The organism is Methylorubrum rhodinum, from assembly GCF_014199935.1.
Lineage (GTDB): Bacteria > Pseudomonadota > Alphaproteobacteria > Rhizobiales > Beijerinckiaceae > Methylobacterium > Methylobacterium rhodinum.
The window spans coordinates 25,487-48,863 of the sequence record NZ_JACHOP010000023.1; the positions used below are offsets into that span (position 1 = coordinate 25,487).

The following is a 23,377-nucleotide window of genomic DNA, read 5'->3' on the forward strand; positions in this document are numbered from 1 at the left end:
TCACGTGCCTCTTGCGGGCGGGTTGAGCCGCACGATGGTGAGGTTGAGGCAGGCCGCGATGCTGACCCAGGCGAGGTAGGGCAGGTTCAGGAGGCCCGCGAGGAGCGAGGCGTGGCCGGCGGTGAGCGCCAGCGCGACGATGGAGAGCCAGAGCAGGCCGACTTCGGCCAAAGCCCAATCCGGCCGGCGGAGGCGGAAGAAGATCCAGCTCCAGGCGATGTTGAGGACGCTGTTGACCGTGAACGCCGCGACCAGCCGGGTGCGGGCGGCGGGGTCCGGGTCGGCGTTCCAGGCGAGCACCGCGGAGGTGGCGGTGAGAACGATGATGACCGTCCAGATCGGACCGAAGGCCCAGTCCGGCGGCTTCCAGGCGGGGACGCGGAGCGCGAAGTACCAAGCGTCGGTGCGGGTCGCCATCCCGCCCGCCACGGCGACGATCAGCGCCGCGAAGGCGGTGACGAGGGCCGGCCCCCAATCGCCCGCGAGCCAGGCCGTCACGGCGAGACCCAGCGGAACAGGTGCGCCAGATCCTTGAAGAAGATCTTTGCGTGCGCAGCCGGCTTCGCTCGCACCAATTCCTTGTTCATGTAGGCGTCCCAAGTGAGTTGCTGGACGTCCTTGTCCTTGCAGATCGCGACGAAGCGCTCGCGCAGGCCGTCGCTGCGGTACCAGACCCACTGCATCATCCCGAGGATCCAGAACACGCGCCCGTGCAGCCGCATGAACTTTTTGCGGGCCGTGGTCAGGGCCTTGGCGTCGCCGGTGGCGAGGAAGCTTTCGGCGGCCTCCGCCGAAAGCCGCCCGCCGAGCATGGCGTAGTAGATGCCCTCGCCCGAGGCCGGGGCGACGACGCCGGCCGCGTCGCCCGCGAGCAGCACGTCGCGGCCATTGTCCCAGCGCTTCAGGGGCTTCAAGGGGATCGGCGCGCCCTCGCGGCGCACCGTCTCGCAGGCATCGAGCCCGGTGGAGGCGCGCAGGTCGCGGATCGCCGAGCGCAGCGAGAACCCTTTCCGCATGCTGCCGGTGCCGATGCTCATCGTGTCGCCGTGGGGGAAGATCCAGGCGTAGAAGTCCGGCGAGAGGCGGCCCTGGTAGTAGACGTCGCAGCGGGTGCCGTCGTGGGTCTCGCTCGGGGGGCTGCGGACGATCTCGTGATAGGCGAAGACCTGCCGCATCTTGGCGTGGCCCGGAATCTCCGCCCGCCCGACCGGCGAGCCCGCCCCGTCGGCGCCGATGACGAGGCGGGCCTTCACTTGGATCTCCGGCCCGTCCTTGCCCGCCCGGTAATGCACCGTCGTCGCGCCCTCATCGCGAGAGATGCGCTCGAACAGGCCGTCGCGGCACTCCGCACCGGCAAGGCGGGCGCGGTCGCGCAGCCAGGGATCGAACTGGGCGCGGTCGACCATGCCGACGAAGCCGTCGCCCACCGGCATGTCCACGTGGCGCGCGCTCGGCGCGATCATCCGGGCGCTGCGGATGCGGGCGAGCAGCAGGTCGTCGGGGATCGCGAAGTCGCGGATCAGGCGCGGCGGGATCGCGCCGCCGCAGGGCTTGATCCGGCCCGCCCGGTCGAGGAGCAACACCCGGCGGCCGGCGCGGGCGAGATCGGTCGCCGCGGTGGCACCCGCGGGACCGCCGCCCACCACCACGACGTCGAAGGTCTCGGGAGCGCCGTGGTGGGTCATGGGGCTACCTCGCGTCGAATCCGGGATGGAGCTGGAAGGAGGCCGCCTGCGCCAGCGGGTTGGCGCGCCGCCCGACGGAGGCGTGCTCGACCCGCAGGGCGATCAACAGGGCGACGATGAACAGCACGGCCTCGGCCGCGAAGACCGTGGCGTAGGCGGTGACCGGCTCGGTCGCGACGAGGCGGGCCAGATCGACCGCGAGCGTTCCCAGGAAACCGCCCGCGCCGAAGGCGACGCCCTGCGCTGCGCCCCACACGCCCATGCGGGTGCCGCGCTCGGCCTCGCCGCCGCGGCCGGCCAGCGCCATCATCGAGCCGATGGCGGCGACCGCGTAGACGCCGTTGCCGAAGCCGAGCGCAGCGACCGCCGCCCGAAGCGGGAAATCGGGCCCGATCGGACCGCCTAAGGCGATGGCCCCCAGCGCCAGCGCCGAGAGGCCGCAGCCGACCGCCGTCCAGACCTTCAGCGAACCGAGCAGGGGCCCACCGATGAAGACGGTGATGCCGGCGACAAAGAGCATGCCGGCGAGCACGCCGCCGTGCTGAAGCCCGGCGAGCTTGGTGGTGGCGCCGGGCGTCATCGCGAAGACGAGGCCGGCATAGGGCTCCAAGATCAGTTCCTGCGCGCTGTAGGCCAGCATCGAGACGAAGATGAACAGCGTGAAGCGCCGCGCCGCGGGCTCCGCCAGCACCTGCGCCAGCACCGCACGGAACGGTTTTCTGGGCGTCTGGGGTGCGCTCGACGGCAGGCGCCGCGGTTCGAGCCCGAAAACGGCGAGCGTCGCCACCGCGAAGGCAATCGCCGACACGGTGCCGGAGACGGCGACCAGCCGCAGGCCCGAGAACGGATCGAGGAAGTGTCCTGCGAGCGGCGCCGTGACGGCGAAGCCCGCGATCATCATCACCCAGACGATGGTCGCCGCCGCGCCGCGGCGGCTCGATTCGACGCCGGTGGCGAGCAGGACGAGGAGGTTGGTGCCCGCCGCGCCGGCGCCCATGCCGACGAGGAGGAAGGAGAATACCGCCAGCGCCAGCCCCGCGGCGAGCGCGGTCTCAGCCAGAGCCGTCGCGACCGCGGCGCCGAAGCCGCCGAGGCAGAGCGCGGCCATGCCGCCGATGATCCACGTAGTGCGCCGCCCGCCGACATCCGAGCCGTAGCCCCAGCGCGGGCGCAGCACCTGCGCCGCGTAGTGGAGCGCCACCAGCGCGCCCGGCACGATCGCGGGCAGCGCCAGTTCCACCACCATCACCCGGTTGATCGTCGAGGTCATCAGCACGACCACGGCGCCGAGCGCCGTCTGGACGAGGCCGAGCCGGACGATCTGGAGCCAGGAGAACGAAGTCGAGAGGGAGGAGGCAGGGGCGTTGCTCATGACCCGACCCCTTGCACGAGGGGCCGCAGGGCGAAAGCCGCGACCAGCATGCCGACCACGTAGAGGGTGGTGCCGGTGCCGTTGTACCAGGCCGCGCGCGCGCGCGGCTCCTTGAGGAAGCGCGCCATCAGGGCGAGCTGGCCGGCGAGCAGCAGGCCGACCGCGCCCGCATGCCACGGCCGGTCCCAGCTCAGCAGCAGGGAGACCACCACGGTCTGCGGCAGCGCCATCACGAGGCAGGCGAACAGGGCGGCGTAGCGCGGACCCATCTGCACGGGGATCGAGCGCAGTCCGAGCGCCCGGTCGCCCTCGATCGACTTGAAGTCGTTCAGCGTCATGATGCCGTGGGCGCCGATGGCGTAGAGCAGCGCGACGGCGACGACGCGGCTGTCCGGCATCGCGGCGGCCATCACGGCGGCACCGGTGAACCAGGGCAGGCCCTCGTAGCAGAGGCCGCAGGCCGCGTTGCCCCACCAGCCGTTGCGCTTCAGCCGGATCGGCGGTGCGGAGTAGATCCAGGCCAGCACGAGGCCGAACAGGGCGGCCCCGAGAATCCAGGGGCCGAGCATCGCGGCAACGAGGAGCGACAGCACCGTCCAGCCCGCTGCGAGATAGAGCCCCCAGCGCCCCGGGATGCGCCCGGAGGGAATCGGCCGGTCCGGCTCGTTGATGGCGTCGACGTGGCGGTCGAACCAGTCGTTCGCCGCCTGGCTGGTCGCACAGACCAGCGGGCCGGCGAGCACAACCCCCGCGGCGATCACCGGCCACTGCCCCGAAGGCGCTTGGCCCGAGGACACGACCCCGCAGGCGAAGGCCCACATCGGTGCGAACCACGTGATGGGCTTGAGAAGCTCGACGACTGCGCTGGGTGCGGGCGTGGCCATGCCCGACGCTAGTGAGCCGCACCGCCGTGTGTCAAGTGAACTTTACACTTGCACTGTCACACTGCTGCGACATTGGATCGGTTTGCCGGCGTGCAAGATAATTCCTGCAACTGGCATCGGATGCCGGTGCCGCATCTGTGATCCGCAGGGATCGACATTCTCCGACAGGACCGCGGTTCACTGCTCGCGGTCGGGTCCCAGCTCGGCGTCACCCGCGTCGAGATCGCCGATGCCGTAGCGACGCATCTTCGCATAAAGACCCTGGCGGCTGAGGCCCAGCATCTCGGCGGCCGAGGCGCGGTTGTCCCGTGTGATGCGGAGCGCCGCCTCGATGCAGAGCTTCTCGATCAGGTCGGTCGTCTCGCGCACCAGCGCCTTCATCGAGACCCGGCCGACCAGTTCGGTCATCTGCTCGACGGAGCGGGGCAGGTCGTGTCCGCTCGTATGGACCGGGGCGGCCCGGCGCGGCGTCGCCCGGATGGTGAAGCCGAGGCAGGGCTGCTCGGCCGCGGGAGCGGAGACGGCGGCGACCTCGACCTCCTCGACCGAGCCGTAGGCGCCGCGCATCACCGTGGAGAAGTGGCGCACCGAGCCGTGCTCACGCAACGTCGTGAACAGGGCGAGGGCCTCGGTCTCCTCGCGCCCGAGCCAGCGGTCGAGGGCCTGGCCGCGCACCTGCTCCTCGGTGGCGAGCTGCACGAGGTCGAGGAAGGCGGTGTTGGCGGTGAGGATGCGCCGGCCCGGATCGGTTACGACGAAGGCCTCGGGCATCCGCCGAATCACGTCGAGGGCGCCCCCGTCCGAGGGCTGCCCGGCCTGCGCCGAGGCCAGCGGCGAGAGGCGCAGAAGGATCGAGGTCGAGCCCTCGCCGCGGAACAGCGAGGCCGAGAGCCGGGTCTCGCCCCGGCCGCCGCTGAGCCGCGCGACGAGGTCGCCGGCCTGCCCCGAGGCGCGAAGCCCCGCGAACAGCACGGCGATGTCGCGGGTGGTCGAGACCTCGAACAGGTCGGCGACGTCCTGGCCCAGGATGCGCTTCGGCGGCCGGCCGAGGAGGCGGGCCGCGGCCGGGTTCGCCTCGGTGACGCGCCGCGTGCCGGCATCGGCCACCAGCACCGGCTCGCCGGAGAGCTGGAACAGCAGCTTGTAGCGGGTCTCGGCGGAGCGCAGCCGGTCGTAGTCGCGCTCCAACGCCTGCTGCGTGTCGGCGAGCCGCCGCTGCAGCCCGGCCAGCGTCCGCAGGTCCTGGCCCACGACGATGATCGGCCCGCCCTTGCGCGGGCGCAGACCCGCATAGCGGATCGGCACGTCCGGGCCGTTGCGGGAGGGGTGGTTCACCTGCCGCCAGCGGGTCATCGTCCCGGTGGCGGCGTCACGCAGCAGCGCGTCGATCTTCGGTCGGCTCTCGACGGTGACCGTGTCGATCCACGGCCGCCCGCGCCAGGAGGCGATGTCCTCCGATTCGAGATCGAGCGCGCCGGAGGCGGTCTCTTGGATCACCCCGTCCTCGCCGACGATCATCGAGATGTCGCTCGTGGCCGCAAGCAGGAGCCCGGCCGCCTCGCTGTCGAGGAGACCGGCCGCCTGTTGCAGCGCCGGAGAGGGCCGCTGCGGGGGATGGCTCGCCAAGCTGCTCAAGATCACCACTTCGTGATGGCGCGAAAGGAGGTCCTTTCAACAGGCTCGGGACCGCATTTCAAGCAAGCTCTCGGAAATCAAGGGGGCAAGGCGCCCATCCTCGGCGGTCGCATCGGCGCCCACGACGCTCACGTGGTCGGGGTGGCGCACGAAATACGGCCCGCCGACGAGGATCTTCAGCGACGGATTGTTCGAAGCCCGACGCAGGCCCGCGATGGTCTGCGAAAGCCTGGGGACAAGTACGTCGCAGGAGAGCGTCAGACCGACCACGTCGAACCATTCGTGGGCGACGAGTTCGGCCGGATCGACGCCGGCATCCTGCCCGGCGGTGGTCACGTCCCAGCCCGACTCGCGGAAGATGCCGGCGAGCACCGCGAGACAGAACACGTGGGTCTCGCCGGGGCAGGGCAGCATCAGGATGCTGCGCCCGCGCGGCTCCACGCTGTCGTCGCCGAACCGGGCGCAGAGATCGCGGACGACCGCCTGGAGCCGCCCGAGCGCCACCGTGACCTCGATGAAGTCGCAGATGTCGTCCTCCCACAGGCGCCCGAGCTGGCGCGCGGCGGGCGTCAGCAGCTCGACCAGCACGCTCTCCAGCGTGAGGCCTTCGTCGAGGAAGCGCAGGAGGTGAAGGGTGAGGTCGCCCTCGGCTCGGGACAGCAGCAGATCGCACAGCCGCTCGACGTCCTCCGGGTTCGGCTGACGGTCCTGCAGCGGGGGCGCCGGCTTCGTGCGGGGGCGATGGACCAGCATGAGCCGGGGCAGGATCTCCGCTTCGACCACGCCCGCGAGGCGGCGGCGCATGCGCTCCGCATCCGGCTGAACGTCGAAGGCGGACGCCGCCAGCGTCTCACCGCTCACACTGCAGTCCCGCGCGGGCGCTGGGAGCTCCAGGCGTTCGCCGTAATGCCTCCAGCCTCCCATAGGCCTCTCCCAAACAGCAGCGGATCAAGCAGGTTAATGCAGGATACCCTGTCGCGCCTCTTAGCTGGACGTGTTCAGCTTCACGATACGCCTCTTCCGTGCGTTGGCAATGCCTTCGAATGAATACAATGCCAACAAGTGTCAGCGCGCCAGAGCGTCAAGCTGGATTGACACTTTGGCCGGGCTCGGCCTAGGCTTCGTTCGGGAAGAGGCCCTGCGAAGACGGGGTCCGAGGCAGAGCGGAGGCGGACGCCATGCGGCCACGCCAGGGCCAGCAAAGAGCGCTCTACACGAGCGAAGAGCGCCGGCGGCGCGACGCCTCGCCGTGGACCCTGGTCCAGGGCCTGCTGGCCCCGCTGCAATTCCTGGTTTTCCTCGTGAGCGTCGCCCTGGTGGTGCGGACGCTGGCGACCGGCGCCGGGGCGGAAGCCGCCCACGCCTCGATCGTGATCAAGACGCTCGTCCTCTACGCCATCATGGTGACGGGCTCGATCTGGGAGAAGGCCGTGTTCGGCCGCTACCTGTTCGCCCCGGCCTTCTACTGGGAGGACGTGTTCAGCATGCTGGTGCTGGCGCTGCACACGGCCTACCTCGCCGCCCTGACGACCGGCGCGCTCGACACGCACGGCCTGCTCGTCCTCGCGCTCGCCGCCTATGCCACGTACCTGATCAATGCCGGGCAGTTCCTGCTGAAGCTGCGGGCGGCCCGCCTCGAAGCGCCGACCCCGATGGCGCTCGCCGGGGAGAGCGCCCGATGAACGCCCACGCACCCGTCACCGCCGCCGATTGCGGCCCCGACATCCGCGTCGAGCGCGGCCAGCGCGCCGTCTTCTGCGGCCTCACCGGCATCGTCTGGCTGCACCGCAAGATTCAGGACGCGTTCTTCCTCGTGGTCGGCTCGCGCACCTGCGCGCACCTGATCCAGTCGGCAGCCGGCGTGATGATCTTCGCCGAGCCGCGCTTCGCCACCGCGATCATCGACGAGCGCGATCTGGCCGGCCTCGCCGACATGAACGAGGAACTCGACCGGGTCGTCACCCGGCTGATCGAGCGGCGCCCGGACATCAAGCTGCTGTTCCTCGTCGGCTCTTGCCCGTCCGAGGTGATCAAGCTCGACCTGTCGCGGGCCGCGCTCCGCCTGTCGCAGCGGCTCTCGCCCGGCGTGCGCGTGCTCAACTATTCGGGCTCGGGCATCGAGACGACCTTCACCGAGGGCGAGGATGCCTGCCTCGACGCGCTGGTGCCCAGCCTGCCGCAGGCCGAATCGGTGAGCAACGACCTTCTCGTCGTCGGCGCCTTGGCCGACGTGGTCGAGGATCAGTTCGCGCGGCTGTTCTCGGAACTGGGCATCCGCGCCCGCTTCCTGCCGGCGCGGCGCTCGGGCGAGATGCCGGCGGTGGCCCGCGGCACGCCCTACCTTCTGGCCCAGCCCTTCCTGACGGCGACCGCCCGCGCGCTCGACGAGCGCGGCGCCAAGCGCATCCCGGCCCCGTTCCCGCTGGGTGCGGAGGGCACCACCCTCTGGCTCAAGGCCGCGGCCGAGGCGTTCGGCGTCGATCCGGCGCGGTTCGAGACCGTGACCGCGCCGGGCCGCGCGCGGGCCGACCGGGCGCTGGAGCGCTACCGCGAGCGGCTTGCGGGCAAGCGGGTGTTCTTCTTCCCCGATTCGCAGCTCGAAGTGCCGCTGGCGCGCTTTCTTTCGCGCGAGGTCGGTGCCGATCTCGTCGAGATCGGCACGCCCTACCTGCATCGCGCCCATCTCGCCGCCGAGCTGGAACTCCTGCCCGCCGGCACGGCCATCGTCGAGGGCCAGAGCCTCGACGACGGGCTCGACCGCTGCCGCGAGGCGCGCCCCGACCTCACCGTCTGCGGGCTCGGCCTCGCCAATCCGCTGGAGTCCGAGGGGCTCTCGACCAAGTGGTCGATCGAGCTGCTGTTCACCCCGATCCAGGGCTACGACCAGGCCGGCGACCTCGCCGAATTGTTCGCCCGCCCGCTCCACCGCCGCGCCAAGCTGGAGGTGTAGCGATGCAACTCACCGTCTGGACCTACGAGGGACCGCCGCATATCGGCGCCATGCGGGTCGCCACCGCGATGGAGGGGCTGCACTACGTGCTGCACGCCCCCCAGGGCGACACCTATGCCGATCTGCTCTTCACCATGATCGAGCGGCGCGAGAAGCGCCCGCCCGTCACCTACACCACCTTCCAGGCACGCGACCTCGGCGGCGACACCGCCCTGTTGTTCAAGGATGCGGTGGCGCAGGCCCATGCCCGCTTCCAGCCGCAGGCGATGATCGTCGGGGCCTCCTGCACGGCGGAGCTGATCCAGGACGATCCGGGCGGGCTCGCCAAGGCGCTCGCCCTGCCGATCCCGGTGATCCCGCTCGAGCTGCCGGCGTACCAGAAGAAGGAGAACTGGGGCGCCTCCGAGACTTTTTATCGGCTGGTCCGCGCGCTTTCCGGTCCCGTGGTCGAGCGCAGCCCCCGCGAGGGCCGGCGCCCGCTCTGCAACATCCTGGGTCCGACCGCACTCGGCTTCCGCCACCGCGACGACCTGATCGAGATCCGAAAGATCCTCGAAGCGCTCGGGATCGACGTGAACGTCGTGGCGCCGCTGGGCGCCAGCCCGGCCGATCTCGGACGGCTGCGGGAAGCCGACTTCAACGTCGTGCTCTACCCCGAGATCGCCCGCGCGGCGGCGCAGCACCTCGAAAAGACCTTCCGCCAGCCGTTCATCGACATCGTGCCGATCGGCGTCGGCGCCACCACCCGCTTCGTCGAGGCGGTCGCCGCCCTGGCCGGCGTCGATCCGAGCCCGGTGCTGGCGGGCGTCCCCTCGCGGCTGCCCTGGTACTCGCGCTCGGTCGATTCGACCTACCTCACCGACAAGCGCGTCTTCATCTTCGGCGACGCCACCCACGCGCTCGGCATCGCCCGCGTCGCGGCCAAGGAACTCGGCTTCCGCATCGTCGGGCTCGGCACCTACAGCCGCGAATTCGCCCGCGAGGTCCGAGCGGAGGCCGCCCTCCACGGCATCGAGGCAATCATCGCCGACGATTATCTGGACGTGGAAGCCGCGATCCAGGCGGCGCAGCCCGAACTCGTGCTCGGCACGCAGATGGAGCGCCACGTCGCCAAGCGGCTGGGCATCCCCTGCGCGGTGATCTCGGCCCCGGTCCACGTCCAGGACTTCCCGGCTCGCCACTCGCCGCAGATGGGCTTCGAGGGCGCCAACGTCCTGTTCGACACCCTGGTCCATCCGCTGATGATGGGCCTGGAGGAGCACCTGCTCGGGATGTTCCGCGAGGACCCCGAGTTCCACGACGGCGCCGCCCCCTCGCATCTCGGCCGCACGCATGCCGGGCCCGCCATGGAGCCGGAGGCTGCACCGCCCGCCCCGGCGCCCGCTCCGATCGTGGTCGAGGCCGCCCAGGTCACCGTGGCTCCGATCCCGACCACGGCGCCCTGGAGCGCCGATGCCGAGAAGGAACTGAAAAAGATCCCGTTCTTCGTGCGCGGAAAAGCCCGCGCCAATACCGAGCGTTTCGCCCGCGAGCGGCAGCTCCCGCTCATCACCCTCGAGACCCTTTACGATGCCAAAGCGCATTTCGGCCGCTAGGCCCGACATCCGCATCGCCATCGTCACGCTCGACAATCACTTGGCGAGCGCGGTGGAGCGGGCACGCCTGCGCCTCGCCCGCGAGATGCCGGGCCTCACCTTGAGCTTCCACGCCGCCGCGGAGTGGGAGACCGATCCGGCCGCGCTCGCCGCCTGCCGGACCGAGATCGCCCGGGCCGACATCGTCGTCTCGGCCATGCTGTTCCTCGACGATCACGTCCGGGCGATCCTGCCCGCCCTGCTGGCGCGGCGCCCGCATTGCGACGCCATGGTCGGCTGCCTCTCGGCCGCCGAGGTCGTCCGGACGACCCGGCTCAACCGCTTCGACATGAGCGGCACCAAGCGCTCGGCGCTGGACTTCCTGAAGAAGCTGCGCGGCAAGCCCGGCGCGGAGGGCAACGCCGCCCGCCAGATGGCGCTGGTGCGCAAGCTGCCGCAGATCCTGCGCTTCATCCCCGGCTCGGCCCAGGACGTGCGGGCCTATTTCCTGACGCTGCAATACTGGCTCGCCGGCTCCGACGAGAACGTGGCGGGGCTCGTCCGCTTCCTCGTGCAGCGCTACGCCGCCGGCCCCCGCGCGGTCTGGCGCGAGATCGCCGCCGCGCCTGCCCCGCAGCACTATCCCGAGACCGGGCTCTACCACCCGCGCATGCCGGGCCGCGTCGGCGAGGATTCCTTGCGCGTCCCCGCGATGTCGGGAGCGAAGGGCCGCGTCGGCCTCCTGCTGATGCGCTCCTACGTGCTCGCCGGAAACACCGCCCACTACGACGGCGTCATCGCCGCCCTGGAAGCCCGCGGCCTCTCCGTTGTGCCGGCCTTCGCGGCCGGCCTCGACAACCGCCCGGCGGTCGAAGCCTTCTTCATGCGCGACGGGCGCCCCGCCATCGACGCGCTGGTCTCGCTCACCGGCTTCTCGCTGGTCGGCGGCCCCGCCTACAACGACGCGGCGGCGGCCCAGGATCTGCTGGCCCGGCTCGACGTGCCCTACCTCGCCGCGCAGGCGCTCGAATTCCAGACCATCGAGCAATGGCAGGAGGGCGACCGCGGCCTCTCGCCGGTCGAAGCGACCATGATGGTCGCGATTCCCGAACTCGACGGCGCCACCGCACCGATGGTGTTCGGCGGCCGCTCCTCGGCCTCCGGTCCGGACAACGCCCGCGACATGCGCGTCCATCCGGAGCGCGCCGCGCGATTGGCCGAGCGGGTCGAGCGCATGGTGTCGCTCCGGCGCAGGGCTAAAGCCGAGCGGCGGCTCGCCATCGTCCTGTTCAACTTCCCGCCGAATGCCGGCGCCACCGGCACCGCCGCCTTCCTCTCGGTCTACGCCTCGCTCCTCAACACCCTGCGGGGTCTGGCCGCCGACGGCTACACCGTCGAAATCCCCGAGAGCGTGGATGCGCTGCGCAACAGGATTCTGGCCGGCAACGCCGCACGCTTCGGCACGCAGGCCAACGTCCACGCCCGCATCTCGGCGGAAGACCATGTCCGCCGCGAGCCGCATCTGGCCGAGATCGAAGCGCAATGGGGGCCGGCGCCCGGCCGCCACCAGAGCAACGGCGCCGACATCCTCGTGCTGGGCGTGCAGCTCGGAAACGTCTTCGTCGGGGTGCAGCCCGCCTTCGGCTACGAGGGCGATCCGATGCGGTTGCTGTTCGAGCACGGCTTCGCCCCGACACACGCCTTCAGCGCGTTCTACCGCTACCTGCGCGAGGATTTTGCCGCCGACGCGGTGCTGCATTTCGGCACCCACGGCGCGCTCGAATTCATGCCCGGCAAGCAGACAGGCCTGTCGGAGCGCTGCTGGCCCGAACGGCTGATCGGTGCGCTCCCGAACGTCTACCTCTACGCGGCCAACAACCCCTCCGAGGGGACGATCGCCAAGCGCCGCTCCGCCGCGACGCTGGTGAGCTACCTCACCCCGAGTCTGGCCGCCGCCGGCCTCTATCGCGGGTTGATCGACCTCAAGGCCTCGGTCGAGCGCTGGCGCGCGCTGGAGCCGGAGGCGACCGCCGAGCGGGCGACGCTGGCCGAAGTGATCCAGTCGCAGGGCGCGGCCCTCGACCTCACCGCCGCCGAGCCGGCCTGGCACGGCGACGTGCCGGCCCGCGTCGCGGCACTCGCCGCTGCGCTGTCCGAGCTCGAACAGACCCTGATCCCGCACGGCCTCCACATCGTCGGCGAGGCGATGCCGGCGGAAGAGCGCGTCGATCTGCTGATGGCCCTGGCGGAGGCCTCGCATGGGCTGAAGCCGGCGCGGGCCGGCATCGAGCGGCTGATCGAGGGCGCGGCCTTCAACGAGGCGCTCTCGGCCGCCGGCCTGCCCCTCGACGAGACCGGCCGCACCGCCTTCGCCGACCTCGTGCGCATCGATCGCGACCTGTCGCGCGACCATGAGATCCCGGCGCTGCTGCGGGCGCTGGACGGCCGCTTCGTTCCACCGGTGGCGGGCGGCGACCTGCTGCGCAATCCGGCGATCTTGCCGACGGGGCGCAACCTGCACGGCTTCGACCCCTACCGTCTGCCCTCCGCCTTCGCGGTGGCCGACGGCGCCCGGCAGGTCGGGCGCGTGCTGGAACGCTACACCTCCGAGGGGCAGCCCCTGCCGGAGAGCGTCGCCATCGTCCTGTGGGGCACCGACAACCTCAAGAGCGAGGGCGGTCCGATCGCCCAGGCGCTGGCCCTGATCGGCGCCGCGCCCCGGTTCGACGGCTACGGCCGGCTGGCCGGCGCCGAACTGATCCCGCTCGCTACTCTCGGCCGCCCCCGCATCGACGCGGTCGTCACCCTATCCGGCATCTTTCGGGATTTGCTGCCGCTCCAGACCAAGTTGTTGGCGGAAGCGAGCTATCTCGCCGCCACCGCCGACGAATCGTCGGAGCAGAACTTCGTCCGCAAGCACGCGCTCGCGATCCAGGCCGAGCAGGGCTGCGACATTGAGACGGCGGCTTTGCGCGTCTTCTCCAATGCGGAAGGCGCCTACGGCGCCAACGTCAACCACCTTGTCGAGTCGGGTCGCTGGGACGACGCGGACGAACTCTGCGAGACGTTTTCCAAGCGCAAGTCCTTCGCCTACGGCCGCAACGGTCGCCCGGCGCCGCAGCGCGAGTTGATGCGTGCGGTGCTCGCCAAGGTCGATCTCGCCTACCAGAACCTCGATTCGGTCGAACTCGGCGTCACGAGCGTCGATCACTACTTCGACGGGCTCGGCGGCGTGAGCCGGGCCGTGGCGCGGGCCCGCGGCGCGGCGGTGCCGGTCTATATCAGCGACCAGACGCGGGGCGAGGGCCGGGTGCGCTCGCTGGACGAGCAGGTGGCGCTGGAGACGCGCACCCGCATGCTCAACCCGAAATGGTACGAGGGCCTGCTCGGCCACGGCTACGAGGGCGTGCGCCAGATCGAGGCGACCCTGACCAACACGGTCGGCTGGTCGGCGACTGCTGGCGCAGTTCAGCCCTGGATCTACGAGCGCATCACCGAGACCTACGTGCTCGATCCCGCCATGCGCGAGCGCATGGCGGCCTTGAATCCCACGGCCTGCGCCAAAGTCGCGAGCCGCCTGATCGAAGCCCACCGCCGAGGCTTCTGGACCCCCGACGCCGCCACCCGCGACGCACTCGACCGCGCCGAGGAGGAGCTGGAAGACCGGCTCGAGGGGGTGACACCCGGCATCACCGCAGGAGTCGCGGCATGAACATCGCCATCAGGAATCCCGTGCCGCTGCGCCGCGAGGAGGGCAGCGTGCAGGTCGCTCTCGATCCGACCGACCGGATCGAGACTGCGAAGGTCTTCGCCGTCTACGGCAAGGGTGGCATCGGCAAGTCCACCACCTCGTCGAACCTCTCGGTCGCCTTCTCGAAGCTCGGCAAGCGCGTCTTGCAGATCGGCTGCGATCCGAAGCACGATTCGACCTTCACCCTGACGAAGCGCCTCGCGCCGACCGTCATCGACGCGCTCGAATCGGTGAACTTCCACTCCGAGGAGCTGCGGCCCGAGGATTACGTGGTCGAGGGCTATAACGGCGTGATGTGCGTCGAGGCCGGCGGTCCGCCCGCGGGCACCGGCTGCGGCGGCTACGTCGTCGGCCAGACGGTGAAGCTCCTGAAGGAGCATCACCTCTTGGAGGACACCGACGTCGTCGTGTTCGACGTGCTCGGCGACGTGGTCTGCGGCGGCTTCGCCTCGCCGCTCCAGCATGCCGACCGCGCCTTGATCGTCACGGCCAACGACTTCGATTCGATCTTCGCGATGAACCGGATCGTGGCGGCGATCCACGCCAAGTCGAAGAACTACGGCGTGCGGTTGGGGGGCGTCATCGCCAACCGCTCGGCCAAGACCGACGAGATCGACCGCTTCAACGACGCGGTGGGTCTGCGCCGCCTCGCCCACTTCCCCGACCTCGACGTGGTGCGCCGCTCGCGCCTCAAGAAGTCGACCCTGTTCGAGATGGAGGATTCGCCGGAGCTGCGGGCGGTGACCGACGAGTACATGCGGCTCGCCGAGACGCTCTGGGCCGGGGACGACCCCTGCGAGGCGGTGCCGATGAAGGACCGCGACCTGTTCGAATTCCTCGGCTTCGATTGATCGGTTCCGCGCGATGAGCAGCTACGCCACCCGCCGCACCCAGCTCGAGACCTACTTCGACCGCACCGCGGTCGAGGCGTGGTCGCGGTTGACCTCGGACGCACCGGTCTCGAAGATCCGCGCCACCGTGCGGGCCGGGCGCGACGCCATGCGGGCGACGCTGCTCGACTGGCTGCCTGCCGACATGACCGGCCTGCGCCTGCTGGACGCCGGCTGCGGCACCGGCGCGCTGGCGGTGGAGGCCGCCCGCCGCGGCGCCACCGTGACGGCCATCGACGTGTCGCCGACGCTGATCGGTCTCGCCCGCGAGCGCCTGCCGGAGATCGCCGGGCCGGGCTCTATCGATTTCCGGGTCGGCGACATGCTCGATCCGTGGCTCGGCCGCTTCGATCATGTCGTCGCGATGGATTCGCTGATCCACTATCAGGCGCCCGACATCGTCCGCGCGCTGGCCGAACTGAGCTTGCGCACCGACGGCAGCGTCGTCTTCACGGTGGCGCCCCGCACCGCGCTGCTGACGCTGATGCACGCGGCCGGACAATTCTTCCCGAAGGCCGACCGGGCGCCCGCCATCGTCCCGATCACCGAAGGGGCCTTGCGCCGCCGGATCGCCCGCGAGCCGGCGCTGGAGCGGTTCTCGGTCGGCCGCACCCGGCGCATCAACAGCGGCTTCTATCTCTCGAACGCGATCGAGCTGAGGAACGGACGGCGCTCACCCGCGACGGAGGGCCGGTCGGCATGAAGACCGGCCTCACCCTCACGCAGGCCCTCCTGCGGCTCGGCCCAGCGATTCTTCCCTTCGCCGATGCCGCGACGAAGGAGCTGCCGCTCGGGCGGCTGATGCGGCTGTCGCTGTTTCAGGTCACGGTCGGCATGGCCGCCGTGCTGCTGATCGGCACGCTCAACCGCGTCATGATCGTCGAGTTGGCGGTCCCGGCCTGGATCGTGGCGGTGATGCTGTCCCTGCCGCTGCTGTTCGCGCCGTTGCGAGCGCTCGTCGGCTTCCGCTCCGACACGCACCGCTCGGTGCTGGGCTGGCGGCGCGTGCCCTACATCTGGTTCGGCACGCTTCTGCAGTTCGGTGGCCTGGCGATCATGCCGTTCGCCCTGCTGATCCTGTCGGGCGACACCACCGGCCCGGCCTGGGTCGGGCATGTCGCCGCCGCGCTCGCCTTCCTGCTCGTCGGCGCCGGGCTGCACACCACGCAGACCGTCGGCCTCGCGCTCGCCACCGATCTGGCGCCCGCCCATGCCCGGCCGAAGGTGGTGGCCCTGCTCTGCGCCATGCTGCTCGTCGGCATGATGGGCAGCGCGCTGCTGTTCGGCCTCGCGCTCGCGAATTTCTCCCCCGTCCGGCTGATCCAGGTGATCCAGGGCGCGGCGCTGGTCACCATCGTCCTGAACGGCATCGCCCTGTGGAAGCAGGAGCCGCGCAACGCCACCCTCACCCGCCGCGACGTGCCGCGCCCGAGTTTTTCGGAATCCTGGCAGGGCTATGCCGGCGAGCCGACCGCCCGGCGGCGGCTGGTCGCGATCGGCCTCGGCACCGCGGGCTTCTCGATGCAGGACATCCTGCTCGAACCCTATGGCGGGCAGATCCTGAACCTCAGCGTCGGCCAGACCACGGCGCTCACCGCCATGCTCGCGGCGGGCGGCGGCCTCGGCCTCGTGGCGGCGGCGCGCTGGCTCGCCCGCGGCGGCGATCCCTACCGGGTCGCGGCGGTCGGCTCGGTCATCGGCATCCTCGCCTTCTCGGCGGTGGTCTTCGCCGCCCCCCTGGCCTCGGCCCGGCTGTTCGCCGCGGGCGTGACGCTGATCGGCATCGGCGGCGGCCTGTTCGCCCACGGCACGCTCACCGCCTCCATGGCCAAGGCCGGCCCGGATGATACGGGCCTCGCGCTCGGCGCCTGGGGCGCCGTGCAGGCCACTGCCGCCGGCCTCGCCATCGCGGCCAGCGGCATCCTGCGCGATGTCGGTGCCGCGGTGGCGCAATCGGGCGTGCTCGGCGAGGGCATGAACGAGCCGGCCATCGGCTACCTCATCGTCTACCACGTCGAGATCGCGCTCCTGTTCGCCACCCTGGTGGCGATCGGCCCGCTGGTCCGCGTCGAGTCCCGCGAGCCCGCACGTCCGGACGAGGGACGCGCGCGCACCTTCGACCCCCTCGTCAACCGTCCCACCTGATCGGGAGGAGAGCGTCATGCCCAGAGGCGAGATCACCGGTTACATCGACGTCGCGCAGGTCACGCTCTACGCGTTCTGGCTCTTCTTCGCGGGGCTGGTGTTCTACCTGCGCCGCGAGGATCGCCGCGAGGGCTACCCCCTCGAGAACGAGGCGGCGGGCCGCCTCAAGGCCTACGATCCCATCCTGCTGCCGACGCCGAAGGCGTTCCGGCTGTCGAGCGGCCACACCATGTACGCGCCGCGGGCCGACGTCGCCTACGAGACCGGCATCCCGGCCGCCAAGCGCGAGCCCTGGCCCGGCGCCCCGTATGACCGGACCGAGTCCTCGCTCCAGGCGGGCGTCGGTCCCGGCTCCTGGGTGTCGCGCCACGACGAGCACGACCGCACCTGGGACGGCCAATACCGCATCGTGCCGCTGCGGGTCGCCGACACCTTCGTGGTCCACGAGGCGGGCCCGAACCCGATCGGCATGTCGGTGCTCGGCGCAGACCGCAACGTCGCCGGCACGGTCGCCGATCTCTGGGTCGACCGCGGCGAGTCGATGGTGCGCTACTACGAGGTCGAACTCGGCGCGGGCGGGCGCCGGGTGCTGATGCCGGCGACCATCTGCTCCACCAGCCTCTTCACCAAGACGGTCACGACCGAGGCGCTGCTGGCGTCGCAATTCGCCGACATTCCGGGCACGAAGGATCCGGATTCCGTGACGTTGCTCGAAGAGGAGCGGATCATGGCCTATTTCGGCGCCGGCACGCTCTACGCCACCCCCGCCCGCGCGGAGCCGCTGCTGTGAGCGAGTCGGAATTCCTCCCCGAGGGCACCCTGCGCGGGATGCCCGGCCCCCTGCCCGCGGGCGAGCGGATCCTGTGGCGCGGCGCGCCGACCTGGCGCGGCGTGCTGGTTCAGGTCTTCCATCTCCGGCCGGTGGTGGCGTGGTTCGCCGGCACCGCGACCCTGTTCGGCGTCGCCGCCGCGGCACAGGGCGGGGCGGTGAGCGCGCTCGGCGTCGTCGCCCCGACGCTGCTGATCGGTGCGGGCGGCATCGCGCTGCTGACCCTGCTGGCGTGGCTCGTCCACCGCACCACCGTCTACACCATCACCGACCGGCGGGTGGTCATGCATGTCGGCATCGCCCTGCCGATCACGCTCAACCTGCCCCACGCGCGCACCGAGGGGGCGGGCCTGCACCTGTTCCCGGACGGCAGCGGCGACATCCCCCTGCAACTGCCGCCGGGGGAGCGGATCGCCTACCTGCATCTCTGGCCCCACGCCCGGCCCTGGCGCGTGAGCCGCCCCGAGCCGATGCTGCGCTCGGTGCCCGAGGCCCGCGCGGTGGCCGAGTTGCTCGTCGGCGCGCTCGCCACGCAGGGACCGCGCGTCGTGGAAGGTGTGGCGACCGCGCCGGCCGAGCGTCCGCGTGCCGCGCCGCGGCCGGGCCGCCTCGCCGCCGCCGGCTGACATCGAGGAGAGGCCGATGCCGATCGAACTCCCTGCCCGCCGTCCGTCGAGCCCGCCGCCGCCGCGCCGCTCGCCCCAGTCGTTCGCCGTCCTCGGCATCGGCGCGCTGCTCGGGGTGGTGATGCTCTCGGTCTTCATCGGGCGCCAGCAGGGCGTCGGCCTCACCGAACTGCCTGCCGGCCGCCCGGTCGCGAGCCTCGGCTTTCGCGCCGAGGACCGGCCGGACGGCGCGGTCGAGCTGATGGGCGCCGAGGACAACCGGCTCGTCGCCCGCATCAATCCGGGCGAGGGCGGCTTCGTGCGCGGCACGCTGCGGGGCCTCGCCCAGGCCCGCCAGCGCGAGGGGCTGGGGGCCGAGCAGCCGTTCACGCTCACACGATTCGACAACGGCACCCTGGCGTTGGAGGATGCGGCCACCGGGCGCCATGTCGCGCTGGAGGCTTTCGGCGCCACCAACGCCGCCGCCTTCGCCCGCCTCCTGCCCGGCAACGAAACGAAATAGGGAGGGGCCGTCCATGACATGGATCGGCAAGCGAATCGTCGAGGTGCCCTGCACCGTCGAGATCGAGCAGACGCCCGAGAGCCTGCACGCCCACGTCACGCTCGATGCCGGCTTCGACATCGAGCCCGGCGACGAGGTGCAGGTCCACGACGCACCGACCGAGGTGCCCTACGGCGAGCGCCTCACCGTGCGCCGCACCGCCACCGTCACCCGCGCCGGAAAGCTGGAGCGGGCCTGGACCAAGCTGATCGCCCACTTGGAGCTGACCGAGCTCTACGAGGTGAGCTTTTCCGAACGGAGGACGCTGTGAACGCCAATGTCCAGCCCCAGGCCGGGACCCCGCTCCCGCGCCATCCGATCAACGAATCGACCAAGGCCGCCCAGGAGACGACCTTCCTCAGCCCCCGCTTCTACACGACCGACTTCGCGGAGCTCGACCGCACGAACGTCGAGCCGGTGCGCAAGGAATGGGACATCCTGATCGAGGAGCTGCGCTCCGACCCGAACAAGCGCCACTTCACCCGCAACGAAGAGTTCGATTGCGACCTGTCGCATCTCGATCCCGAATTGCGGAAGGAGTTCCTGGACTTCCTCGTCTCCTCAATCACCGCCGAGTTCTCGGGCTGCGTGCTCTATGCCGAGATGCGGAAGCGCGCCAAGAACAAGGACATCAAGGAGCTGTTCGGCTTCATGAGCCGCGACGAGGCGCGCCACGCCGGCTTCATCAACGACACGCTGAAGGACTTCGGCATCGGCGTCGATTTGGGCTTTCTGACCAAGTCCAAGAAGTACACCTTCTTCAAGCCGAAGTTCATCTTCTACGCGACCTATCTGTCGGAGAAGATCGGCTACGCCCGCTACATCACCATCTACCGCGAGTTGGAGCGCAACCCCGACCGGCGCATCCATCCGATCTTCAAGTGGTTCGAGAAGTGGTGCAACGACGAGTTCCGCCACGGCGAGGCCTTCGCGCTGCTGATGCGGGCCAACCCGAAGCTGACCTCGGGCGTCAACGTCTACTGGATCCGCTTCTTCCTGCTCGCCGTCTACGCGACGATGTACGTGCGCGACCATTGCCGCCCGGCCTTCCACAAGGCGCTCGGCGTCGATCCGAGCGAGTACGACTTCAAGGTGTTCCGCATCACCTCGGAGATCTCGAAGCAGACCTTCCCGATCACACTCGACATCGACGATCCGCGCTTCAAGGCCGGGCTCGACCGGCTGCTCGACTGCGCCCGGAAGATCTCGGAGGCGAAGGCGCAAGGCGGCATCGCGGGCAAGCTGACGCACGGCATCCAGTCCCTGCGGGCGGCGGGCATCTTCGTCCGGCTCTACCTGCTGCCGGTCAAGGAGCACGCGATGCCCGCCGACATCCGCCTCCAACCGGTCTGGTAGCATGGGGGACCTCGCCGCCCCGGCGTTCTTCGCCGTCCTGCTCTGGTGGGCCGCCACCGGGCTGGTGCTGGTGCTCCAGCACCGGCCCCGGCAGCACCATGCCCGCCTGATGCTGGCGGCGAGCGTCGGGCTGGCGGGCGCCTTCTGGGCGATCCGGGCGAGCGCGGGCGATTCGTCGGAGGCCGGGGCCTATCTCGGCTTCAGCGCGGCCATCGCGGTCTGGGGCTGGCAGGAGATGAGCTACTACATGGGCTTCGTCTCCGGCCCGCGCCCGGCGGCCTGCGCGCCGTCGCTTCGGGGATTCGACCGTTTCCTGGCCGCGCTCGCCACCAGCCTGTGGCACGAATTCGCGATCCTGGCCGGGGGCTTGGCGATCCTCTGCCTCACCTGGGGGCAGGCGAATCGCATCGCTCTTTGGACCTACGCGCTGCTCACGCTGATGAACGCCTCGGCGCGGCTGAACCTCTTCCTCGGCGTGCGCAACCTGCATGCCGAGTTCCTGCCGGCGCATCTCGGCTACCTCGCCTGCTACCTGTCGCGGCGGCCGATGAACCCGCTCTTCCCGGTCTCGGTCACGCTCGGCACCGCGATCACCGCTTTGCTCGTCCAAGGCGCGCTCGCGCCGGAGGCGGCGGCCGGGACGGTCACCGGCCTCGCCCTACTCGCAACGCTTTCCGCGCTCGCCACCCTGGAGCACTGGTTCCTGATGCTGCCGCTGCCCTCGGCGGCGCTCTGGAACTGGAGCCTGCCGGGGCGGGCCGCACCGGTCGCCGCCGATGCCCCGGAGCGCGGCGCCACCCCACACGATTGAGTTTCCGAGCGGACGCCAGAGCCGCGGATATCGGGAGGACGGCCATGGACTACGAAGCGTTCTTCGACCACGAGATCGCCGGCCTTCACCGGGAGGGCCGCTACCGGGTCTTCACCGATCTGGAGCGTCAGGCCGGCCGTTTCCCCTACGCCACCCACCACAGCCCCGCGGGCGAGCGCGAGGTGACGGTGTGGTGCTCCAACGACTATCTCGGCATGGGCCAGCACCCGACCGTGGTGCGCGCCATGCACGAGGCGATCGAGCGCTGCGGTGCGGGCGCGGGCGGCACCCGCAACATCTCCGGCACCAACCACTACCACGTGCTCCTGGAGCAGGAACTGGCCGACCTCCACGACAAGGAGGCGGCGCTGATCTTCTCCTCCGGCTACGTCTCAAACTGGGCGGCCCTTGGCACCCTCGGCTCGAAGCTGCCCGGCTGCGTGATCTTCTCCGACGAGGGCAACCACGCCTCGATGATCGAGGGCATCCGGTCCTCGCGCGCCGAGCGCCAGATCTTCCGCCACAACGATCCGGAGGACCTGGACCGCAAGCTCTCGCTGATCGAGCCCGGCCGGGCCAAGCTGATCGCCTTCGAGTCGGTCTATTCCATGGACGGCGACATCGCGCCGATCGACGAGATCTGCGACGTGGCCGAGGCGCACGGCGCGCTGACCTATCTCGACGAGGTCCATGCGGTGGGCCTCTACGGCGCGCGCGGCGGCGGCATCTCGGAGCGGATGGGCCTCGCCCACCGACTCGACGTGATCGAGGGCACGCTGGGCAAGGCCTTCGCGGTGCATGGCGGCTACATCACCGGCTCGTCCCGCCTGTGCGATTTCGTCCGCAGCTTCGCCTCGGGCTTCATCTTCACCACCTCGCTCCCCCCCGCGGTCGCGGCCGGCGCGGCGGCGAGCATCCGCCATCTCAAGACGAGCGGCGTCGAGCGCGCCCGGCATCAGGAGCGGGTCGCGCGGGTGCGTCAGGCGCTCGATTCCGCCGGCATCCCGGTCCTGGCCAACCGCAGCCACATCGTGCCGGTGATGGTCTGCGACCCCGTGCTGTGCAAGGCGATCAGCGACAGCCTGCTCGACGAGTTCGGCATCTACGTGCAGCCGATCAATTACCCGACCGTGCCGCGCGGCACCGAGCGCCTGCGCATCACCCCCTCGCCGCTGCATTCCAACGCCGACATCGACCATCTCGTCGATGCCCTCAGCACGATCTGGCGCCGCATCGGCCTGCGCCGGCAGGCGGCGGAGTGACGGTTCGGGTGTGCCGGCCGTGATCGCTCGGGGTGGCGCGACGACACGGTCGGCGGATCGGTGACGGCAGCCGAGCGTCGGGGCCGGTCGCACCGCGCGGCGGGACCGCTCTGCCGGACGCGATGACGGTTCGCGGCCCGCTCCCTCAGCTCAACGCCTCGCGAAACGCCTTCAGGTTCGCGCGCATCATCTCCAGATAGGTCGGTGCCGGGCCGTTCGGGCCGCTGAGTGCGTCGGAGAACAGGCGGGCGCCGACCTTGGCGCCGCTCTCGCGGGCGATCTGCTGCATCAGCCGGGGATCGGCGATGCTCTCCACGAACACCGCCGGCACCTTGTCCCGCCGGATCTGGCGGATGATGCGGGCGACGTCCTTCGGGCCGGCCTCGCTGTTGGTCGAGATGCCCTGCGGCGCCAGGAAGCGCAGGCCGTAGGCCGCCGCGTAGTAGCCGAAGGAATCGTGGGTCGTGATGATGCGCCGCTGTCCTTCGGGGATCGCCGCGAGCCCGGCCCGGATCTCGCCCTCCAGCGCGCCGAGCTTTTCGGTGTAGGCCGCCGCCCGCGCGGAATAGTCGGCGGCGTGGTCCGGGTCGGCCTTGGCCAGCGCGTCGCGGATGTTGGCCACGTAGGTCTTCACGTTGGCCACGCTCTGCCACGCATGCGGATCGGGATGGTCGCCCTCGCCGTGGCCGTGCCCGTGATCGTGGTCGTGATCCTCGCTGGCCGGGATCGTCTTGATGCCGGTGGAGGCCGTGACGATAGGGGCCTTGGTGCCCGAGGCGCGGATCAGCCGCTCGAGCCAGCCCTCGAAGCCGAGGCCGTTGACGACGACGAGATCGGCCTCCGCCACCCGGCGGGCGTCGCCCGGCGCCGGGCTGTAGCCGTGGGCGTCGGCATCCGGCCCGACGAGGCTCGTCACCGTGACGCGGTCCCCGCCGACCTGCGCGACGAGGTCGGCCAGGATCGAGAAGGTCGCAACCGCCTTCAGCTTGACCTCGCCCGCCGCGGCGCCGAACGGCATGAGCGCCGCCAGCACGACCAGAACCCGCAACAGCGCCCGACGCATCCC

Annotated in this window: 21 protein-coding genes; 14 read left to right on the plus strand and 7 right to left on the minus strand. The window is 70.8% G+C overall.

Annotated features, from left to right (window positions below; all coding sequences use genetic code 11):
* The 6 genes from HNR00_RS20325 to HNR00_RS20350 all read right to left on the minus strand — a co-directional run bounded on the left by HNR00_RS20325 (nt 1) and on the right by HNR00_RS20350 (nt 6,500).
* Entirely contained in the window at nt 1-498 is a 498-nt protein-coding gene (locus tag HNR00_RS20325; RefSeq protein WP_183572432.1) for a TspO/MBR family protein, read from the minus strand.
* A complete protein-coding gene (locus tag HNR00_RS20330) occupies nt 495-1,685 on the minus strand; it encodes a geranylgeranyl diphosphate reductase (protein ID WP_183572434.1) in 1,191 nt (396 codons plus the stop codon). The genes HNR00_RS20325 and HNR00_RS20330 overlap by 4 nt, the downstream gene beginning before the upstream one ends.
* A gap of 4 nt (nt 1,686-1,689) precedes the next feature.
* A complete protein-coding gene (locus tag HNR00_RS20335; RefSeq protein ID WP_183572436.1) occupies nt 1,690-3,057 on the minus strand; it encodes a BCD family MFS transporter in 1,368 nt (455 codons plus the stop codon).
* Complete coding sequence (chlG, locus tag HNR00_RS20340) at nt 3,054-3,941, minus strand: chlorophyll synthase ChlG (RefSeq protein ID WP_183572438.1); 888 nt, start codon at nt 3,939-3,941, stop codon at nt 3,054-3,056. Before chlG ends, HNR00_RS20335 begins: the two co-directional genes overlap by 4 nt.
* Nucleotides 3,942-4,118: 177 nt before the next feature.
* A complete protein-coding gene (gene ppsR / locus HNR00_RS20345; RefSeq protein ID WP_183572440.1) occupies nt 4,119-5,585 on the minus strand; it encodes a transcriptional regulator PpsR in 1,467 nt (488 codons plus the stop codon).
* Nucleotides 5,586-5,612: 27 nt separating this feature from the next.
* Nucleotides 5,613-6,500: a cobalamin B12-binding domain-containing protein gene (locus HNR00_RS20350; RefSeq protein WP_183572442.1), complete on the minus strand. Its 888-nt coding sequence runs from the start codon at nt 6,498-6,500 to the stop codon at nt 5,613-5,615.
* Nucleotides 6,501-6,754: 254 nt separating this feature from the next.
* Between HNR00_RS20350 and bchF the strand changes: the two genes are divergently transcribed.
* The 14 genes from bchF to hemA are packed head-to-tail and all read left to right on the plus strand — an operon-like array spanning nt 6,755 to nt 22,311.
* The gene (gene bchF / locus HNR00_RS20355; protein ID WP_183572444.1) at nt 6,755-7,258 is read left to right on the plus strand and encodes a 2-vinyl bacteriochlorophyllide hydratase; all 504 of its coding nucleotides are present in this window, start codon (nt 6,755-6,757) and stop codon (nt 7,256-7,258) included.
* Nucleotides 7,255-8,526, plus strand: a complete 1,272-nt coding sequence (locus HNR00_RS20360; RefSeq protein ID WP_183572446.1) for a ferredoxin:protochlorophyllide reductase (ATP-dependent) subunit N — start codon at nt 7,255-7,257, stop codon at nt 8,524-8,526. Before bchF ends, HNR00_RS20360 begins: the two co-directional genes overlap by 4 nt.
* A 2-nt stretch (nt 8,527-8,528) precedes the next feature.
* On the plus strand, nt 8,529-10,121 hold the full coding sequence (bchB, locus tag HNR00_RS20365) for a ferredoxin:protochlorophyllide reductase (ATP-dependent) subunit B (protein WP_183572448.1): 1,593 nt from the start codon (nt 8,529-8,531) through the stop codon (nt 10,119-10,121).
* Nucleotides 10,096-13,812, plus strand: a complete 3,717-nt coding sequence (locus tag HNR00_RS20370; protein WP_183572450.1) for a magnesium chelatase subunit H — start codon at nt 10,096-10,098, stop codon at nt 13,810-13,812. The genes bchB and HNR00_RS20370 overlap by 26 nt, the downstream gene beginning before the upstream one ends.
* Nucleotides 13,809-14,702, plus strand: coding sequence for a ferredoxin:protochlorophyllide reductase (ATP-dependent) iron-sulfur ATP-binding protein (gene bchL / locus HNR00_RS20375; protein WP_183572452.1), 894 nt, complete (start codon nt 13,809-13,811; stop codon nt 14,700-14,702). The genes HNR00_RS20370 and bchL overlap by 4 nt, the downstream gene beginning before the upstream one ends.
* 13 nt (nt 14,703-14,715) lie before the next feature.
* On the plus strand, nt 14,716-15,444 hold the full coding sequence (gene bchM, locus HNR00_RS20380) for a magnesium protoporphyrin IX methyltransferase (RefSeq protein WP_183572454.1): 729 nt from the start codon (nt 14,716-14,718) through the stop codon (nt 15,442-15,444).
* Nucleotides 15,441-16,886 (plus strand): BCD family MFS transporter, encoded by a 1,446-nt coding sequence (locus HNR00_RS20385; RefSeq protein ID WP_183572456.1) that lies wholly within the window; start codon nt 15,441-15,443, stop codon nt 16,884-16,886. Before bchM ends, HNR00_RS20385 begins: the two co-directional genes overlap by 4 nt.
* A gap of 16 nt (nt 16,887-16,902) precedes the next feature.
* Nucleotides 16,903-17,676, plus strand: a complete 774-nt coding sequence (gene puhA / locus HNR00_RS20390; protein WP_183572458.1) for a photosynthetic reaction center subunit H — start codon at nt 16,903-16,905, stop codon at nt 17,674-17,676.
* A complete protein-coding gene (gene puhB / locus HNR00_RS20395) occupies nt 17,673-18,341 on the plus strand; it encodes a photosynthetic complex putative assembly protein PuhB (RefSeq protein WP_183572460.1) in 669 nt (222 codons plus the stop codon). The genes puhA and puhB overlap by 4 nt, the downstream gene beginning before the upstream one ends.
* Before the next feature lie 16 nt (nt 18,342-18,357).
* Nucleotides 18,358-18,843, plus strand: a complete 486-nt coding sequence (puhC, locus tag HNR00_RS20400) for a photosynthetic complex assembly protein PuhC (RefSeq protein ID WP_183572462.1) — start codon at nt 18,358-18,360, stop codon at nt 18,841-18,843.
* Between the two features lie 13 nt (nt 18,844-18,856).
* On the plus strand, nt 18,857-19,153 hold the full coding sequence (locus HNR00_RS20405) for an O2-dependent cyclase accessory protein (RefSeq protein WP_183572465.1): 297 nt from the start codon (nt 18,857-18,859) through the stop codon (nt 19,151-19,153).
* The gene (gene acsF, locus HNR00_RS20410) at nt 19,150-20,238 is read left to right on the plus strand and encodes a magnesium-protoporphyrin IX monomethyl ester (oxidative) cyclase (protein WP_183572475.1); all 1,089 of its coding nucleotides are present in this window, start codon (nt 19,150-19,152) and stop codon (nt 20,236-20,238) included. The genes HNR00_RS20405 and acsF overlap by 4 nt, the downstream gene beginning before the upstream one ends.
* A gap of 1 nt (nt 20,239) precedes the next feature.
* The gene (puhE, locus tag HNR00_RS20415) at nt 20,240-21,049 is read left to right on the plus strand and encodes a putative photosynthetic complex assembly protein PuhE (RefSeq protein WP_183572477.1); all 810 of its coding nucleotides are present in this window, start codon (nt 20,240-20,242) and stop codon (nt 21,047-21,049) included.
* 44 nt (nt 21,050-21,093) lie between these two features.
* Nucleotides 21,094-22,311 carry a 5-aminolevulinate synthase gene (gene hemA, locus HNR00_RS20420; protein ID WP_183572479.1) on the plus strand — a complete coding sequence of 406 codons (1,218 nt, stop codon included), beginning with the start codon at nt 21,094-21,096 and terminating at the stop codon, nt 22,309-22,311.
* A gap of 145 nt (nt 22,312-22,456) precedes the next feature.
* Here the strand turns inward: hemA and HNR00_RS20425 are convergent, their stop codons facing one another.
* Nucleotides 22,457-23,374: a metal ABC transporter substrate-binding protein gene (locus HNR00_RS20425; protein WP_183572481.1), complete on the minus strand. Its 918-nt coding sequence runs from the start codon at nt 23,372-23,374 to the stop codon at nt 22,457-22,459.
* Between the last annotated feature and the right edge of the window lie 3 nt (nt 23,375-23,377).

Excerpts from the sequence above, each read along its gene's own strand:
- HNR00_RS20330 (WP_183572434.1), bottom strand. The coding sequence starts at position 1,685 with ATGACCCACCACGGCGCTCCCGAGACCTTCGACGTCGTGGTGGTGGGC.
- HNR00_RS20335 (WP_183572436.1), bottom strand. The coding sequence starts at position 3,057 with ATGAGCAACGCCCCTGCCTCCTCCCTCTCGACTTCGTTCTCCTGGCTC.
- chlG (WP_183572438.1), bottom strand. The coding sequence starts at position 3,941 with ATGGCCACGCCCGCACCCAGCGCAGTCGTCGAGCTTCTCAAGCCCATC.
- HNR00_RS20350 (WP_183572442.1), bottom strand. The coding sequence starts at position 6,500 with ATGGGAGGCTGGAGGCATTACGGCGAACGCCTGGAGCTCCCAGCGCCC.
- bchF (WP_183572444.1), top strand. The coding sequence starts at position 6,755 with ATGCGGCCACGCCAGGGCCAGCAAAGAGCGCTCTACACGAGCGAAGAG.
- HNR00_RS20360 (WP_183572446.1), top strand. The coding sequence starts at position 7,255 with ATGAACGCCCACGCACCCGTCACCGCCGCCGATTGCGGCCCCGACATC.
- bchB (WP_183572448.1), top strand. The coding sequence starts at position 8,529 with ATGCAACTCACCGTCTGGACCTACGAGGGACCGCCGCATATCGGCGCC.
- HNR00_RS20370 (WP_183572450.1), top strand. The coding sequence starts at position 10,096 with ATGCCAAAGCGCATTTCGGCCGCTAGGCCCGACATCCGCATCGCCATC.
- bchL (WP_183572452.1), top strand. The coding sequence starts at position 13,809 with ATGAACATCGCCATCAGGAATCCCGTGCCGCTGCGCCGCGAGGAGGGC.
- bchM (WP_183572454.1), top strand. The coding sequence starts at position 14,716 with ATGAGCAGCTACGCCACCCGCCGCACCCAGCTCGAGACCTACTTCGAC.
- HNR00_RS20385 (WP_183572456.1), top strand. The coding sequence starts at position 15,441 with ATGAAGACCGGCCTCACCCTCACGCAGGCCCTCCTGCGGCTCGGCCCA.
- puhA (WP_183572458.1), top strand. The coding sequence starts at position 16,903 with ATGCCCAGAGGCGAGATCACCGGTTACATCGACGTCGCGCAGGTCACG.
- puhC (WP_183572462.1), top strand. The coding sequence starts at position 18,358 with ATGCCGATCGAACTCCCTGCCCGCCGTCCGTCGAGCCCGCCGCCGCCG.
- HNR00_RS20405 (WP_183572465.1), top strand. The coding sequence starts at position 18,857 with ATGACATGGATCGGCAAGCGAATCGTCGAGGTGCCCTGCACCGTCGAG.
- puhE (WP_183572477.1), top strand. The coding sequence starts at position 20,240 with ATGGGGGACCTCGCCGCCCCGGCGTTCTTCGCCGTCCTGCTCTGGTGG.
- hemA (WP_183572479.1), top strand. The coding sequence starts at position 21,094 with ATGGACTACGAAGCGTTCTTCGACCACGAGATCGCCGGCCTTCACCGG.
- HNR00_RS20425 (WP_183572481.1), bottom strand. The coding sequence starts at position 23,374 with ATGCGTCGGGCGCTGTTGCGGGTTCTGGTCGTGCTGGCGGCGCTCATG.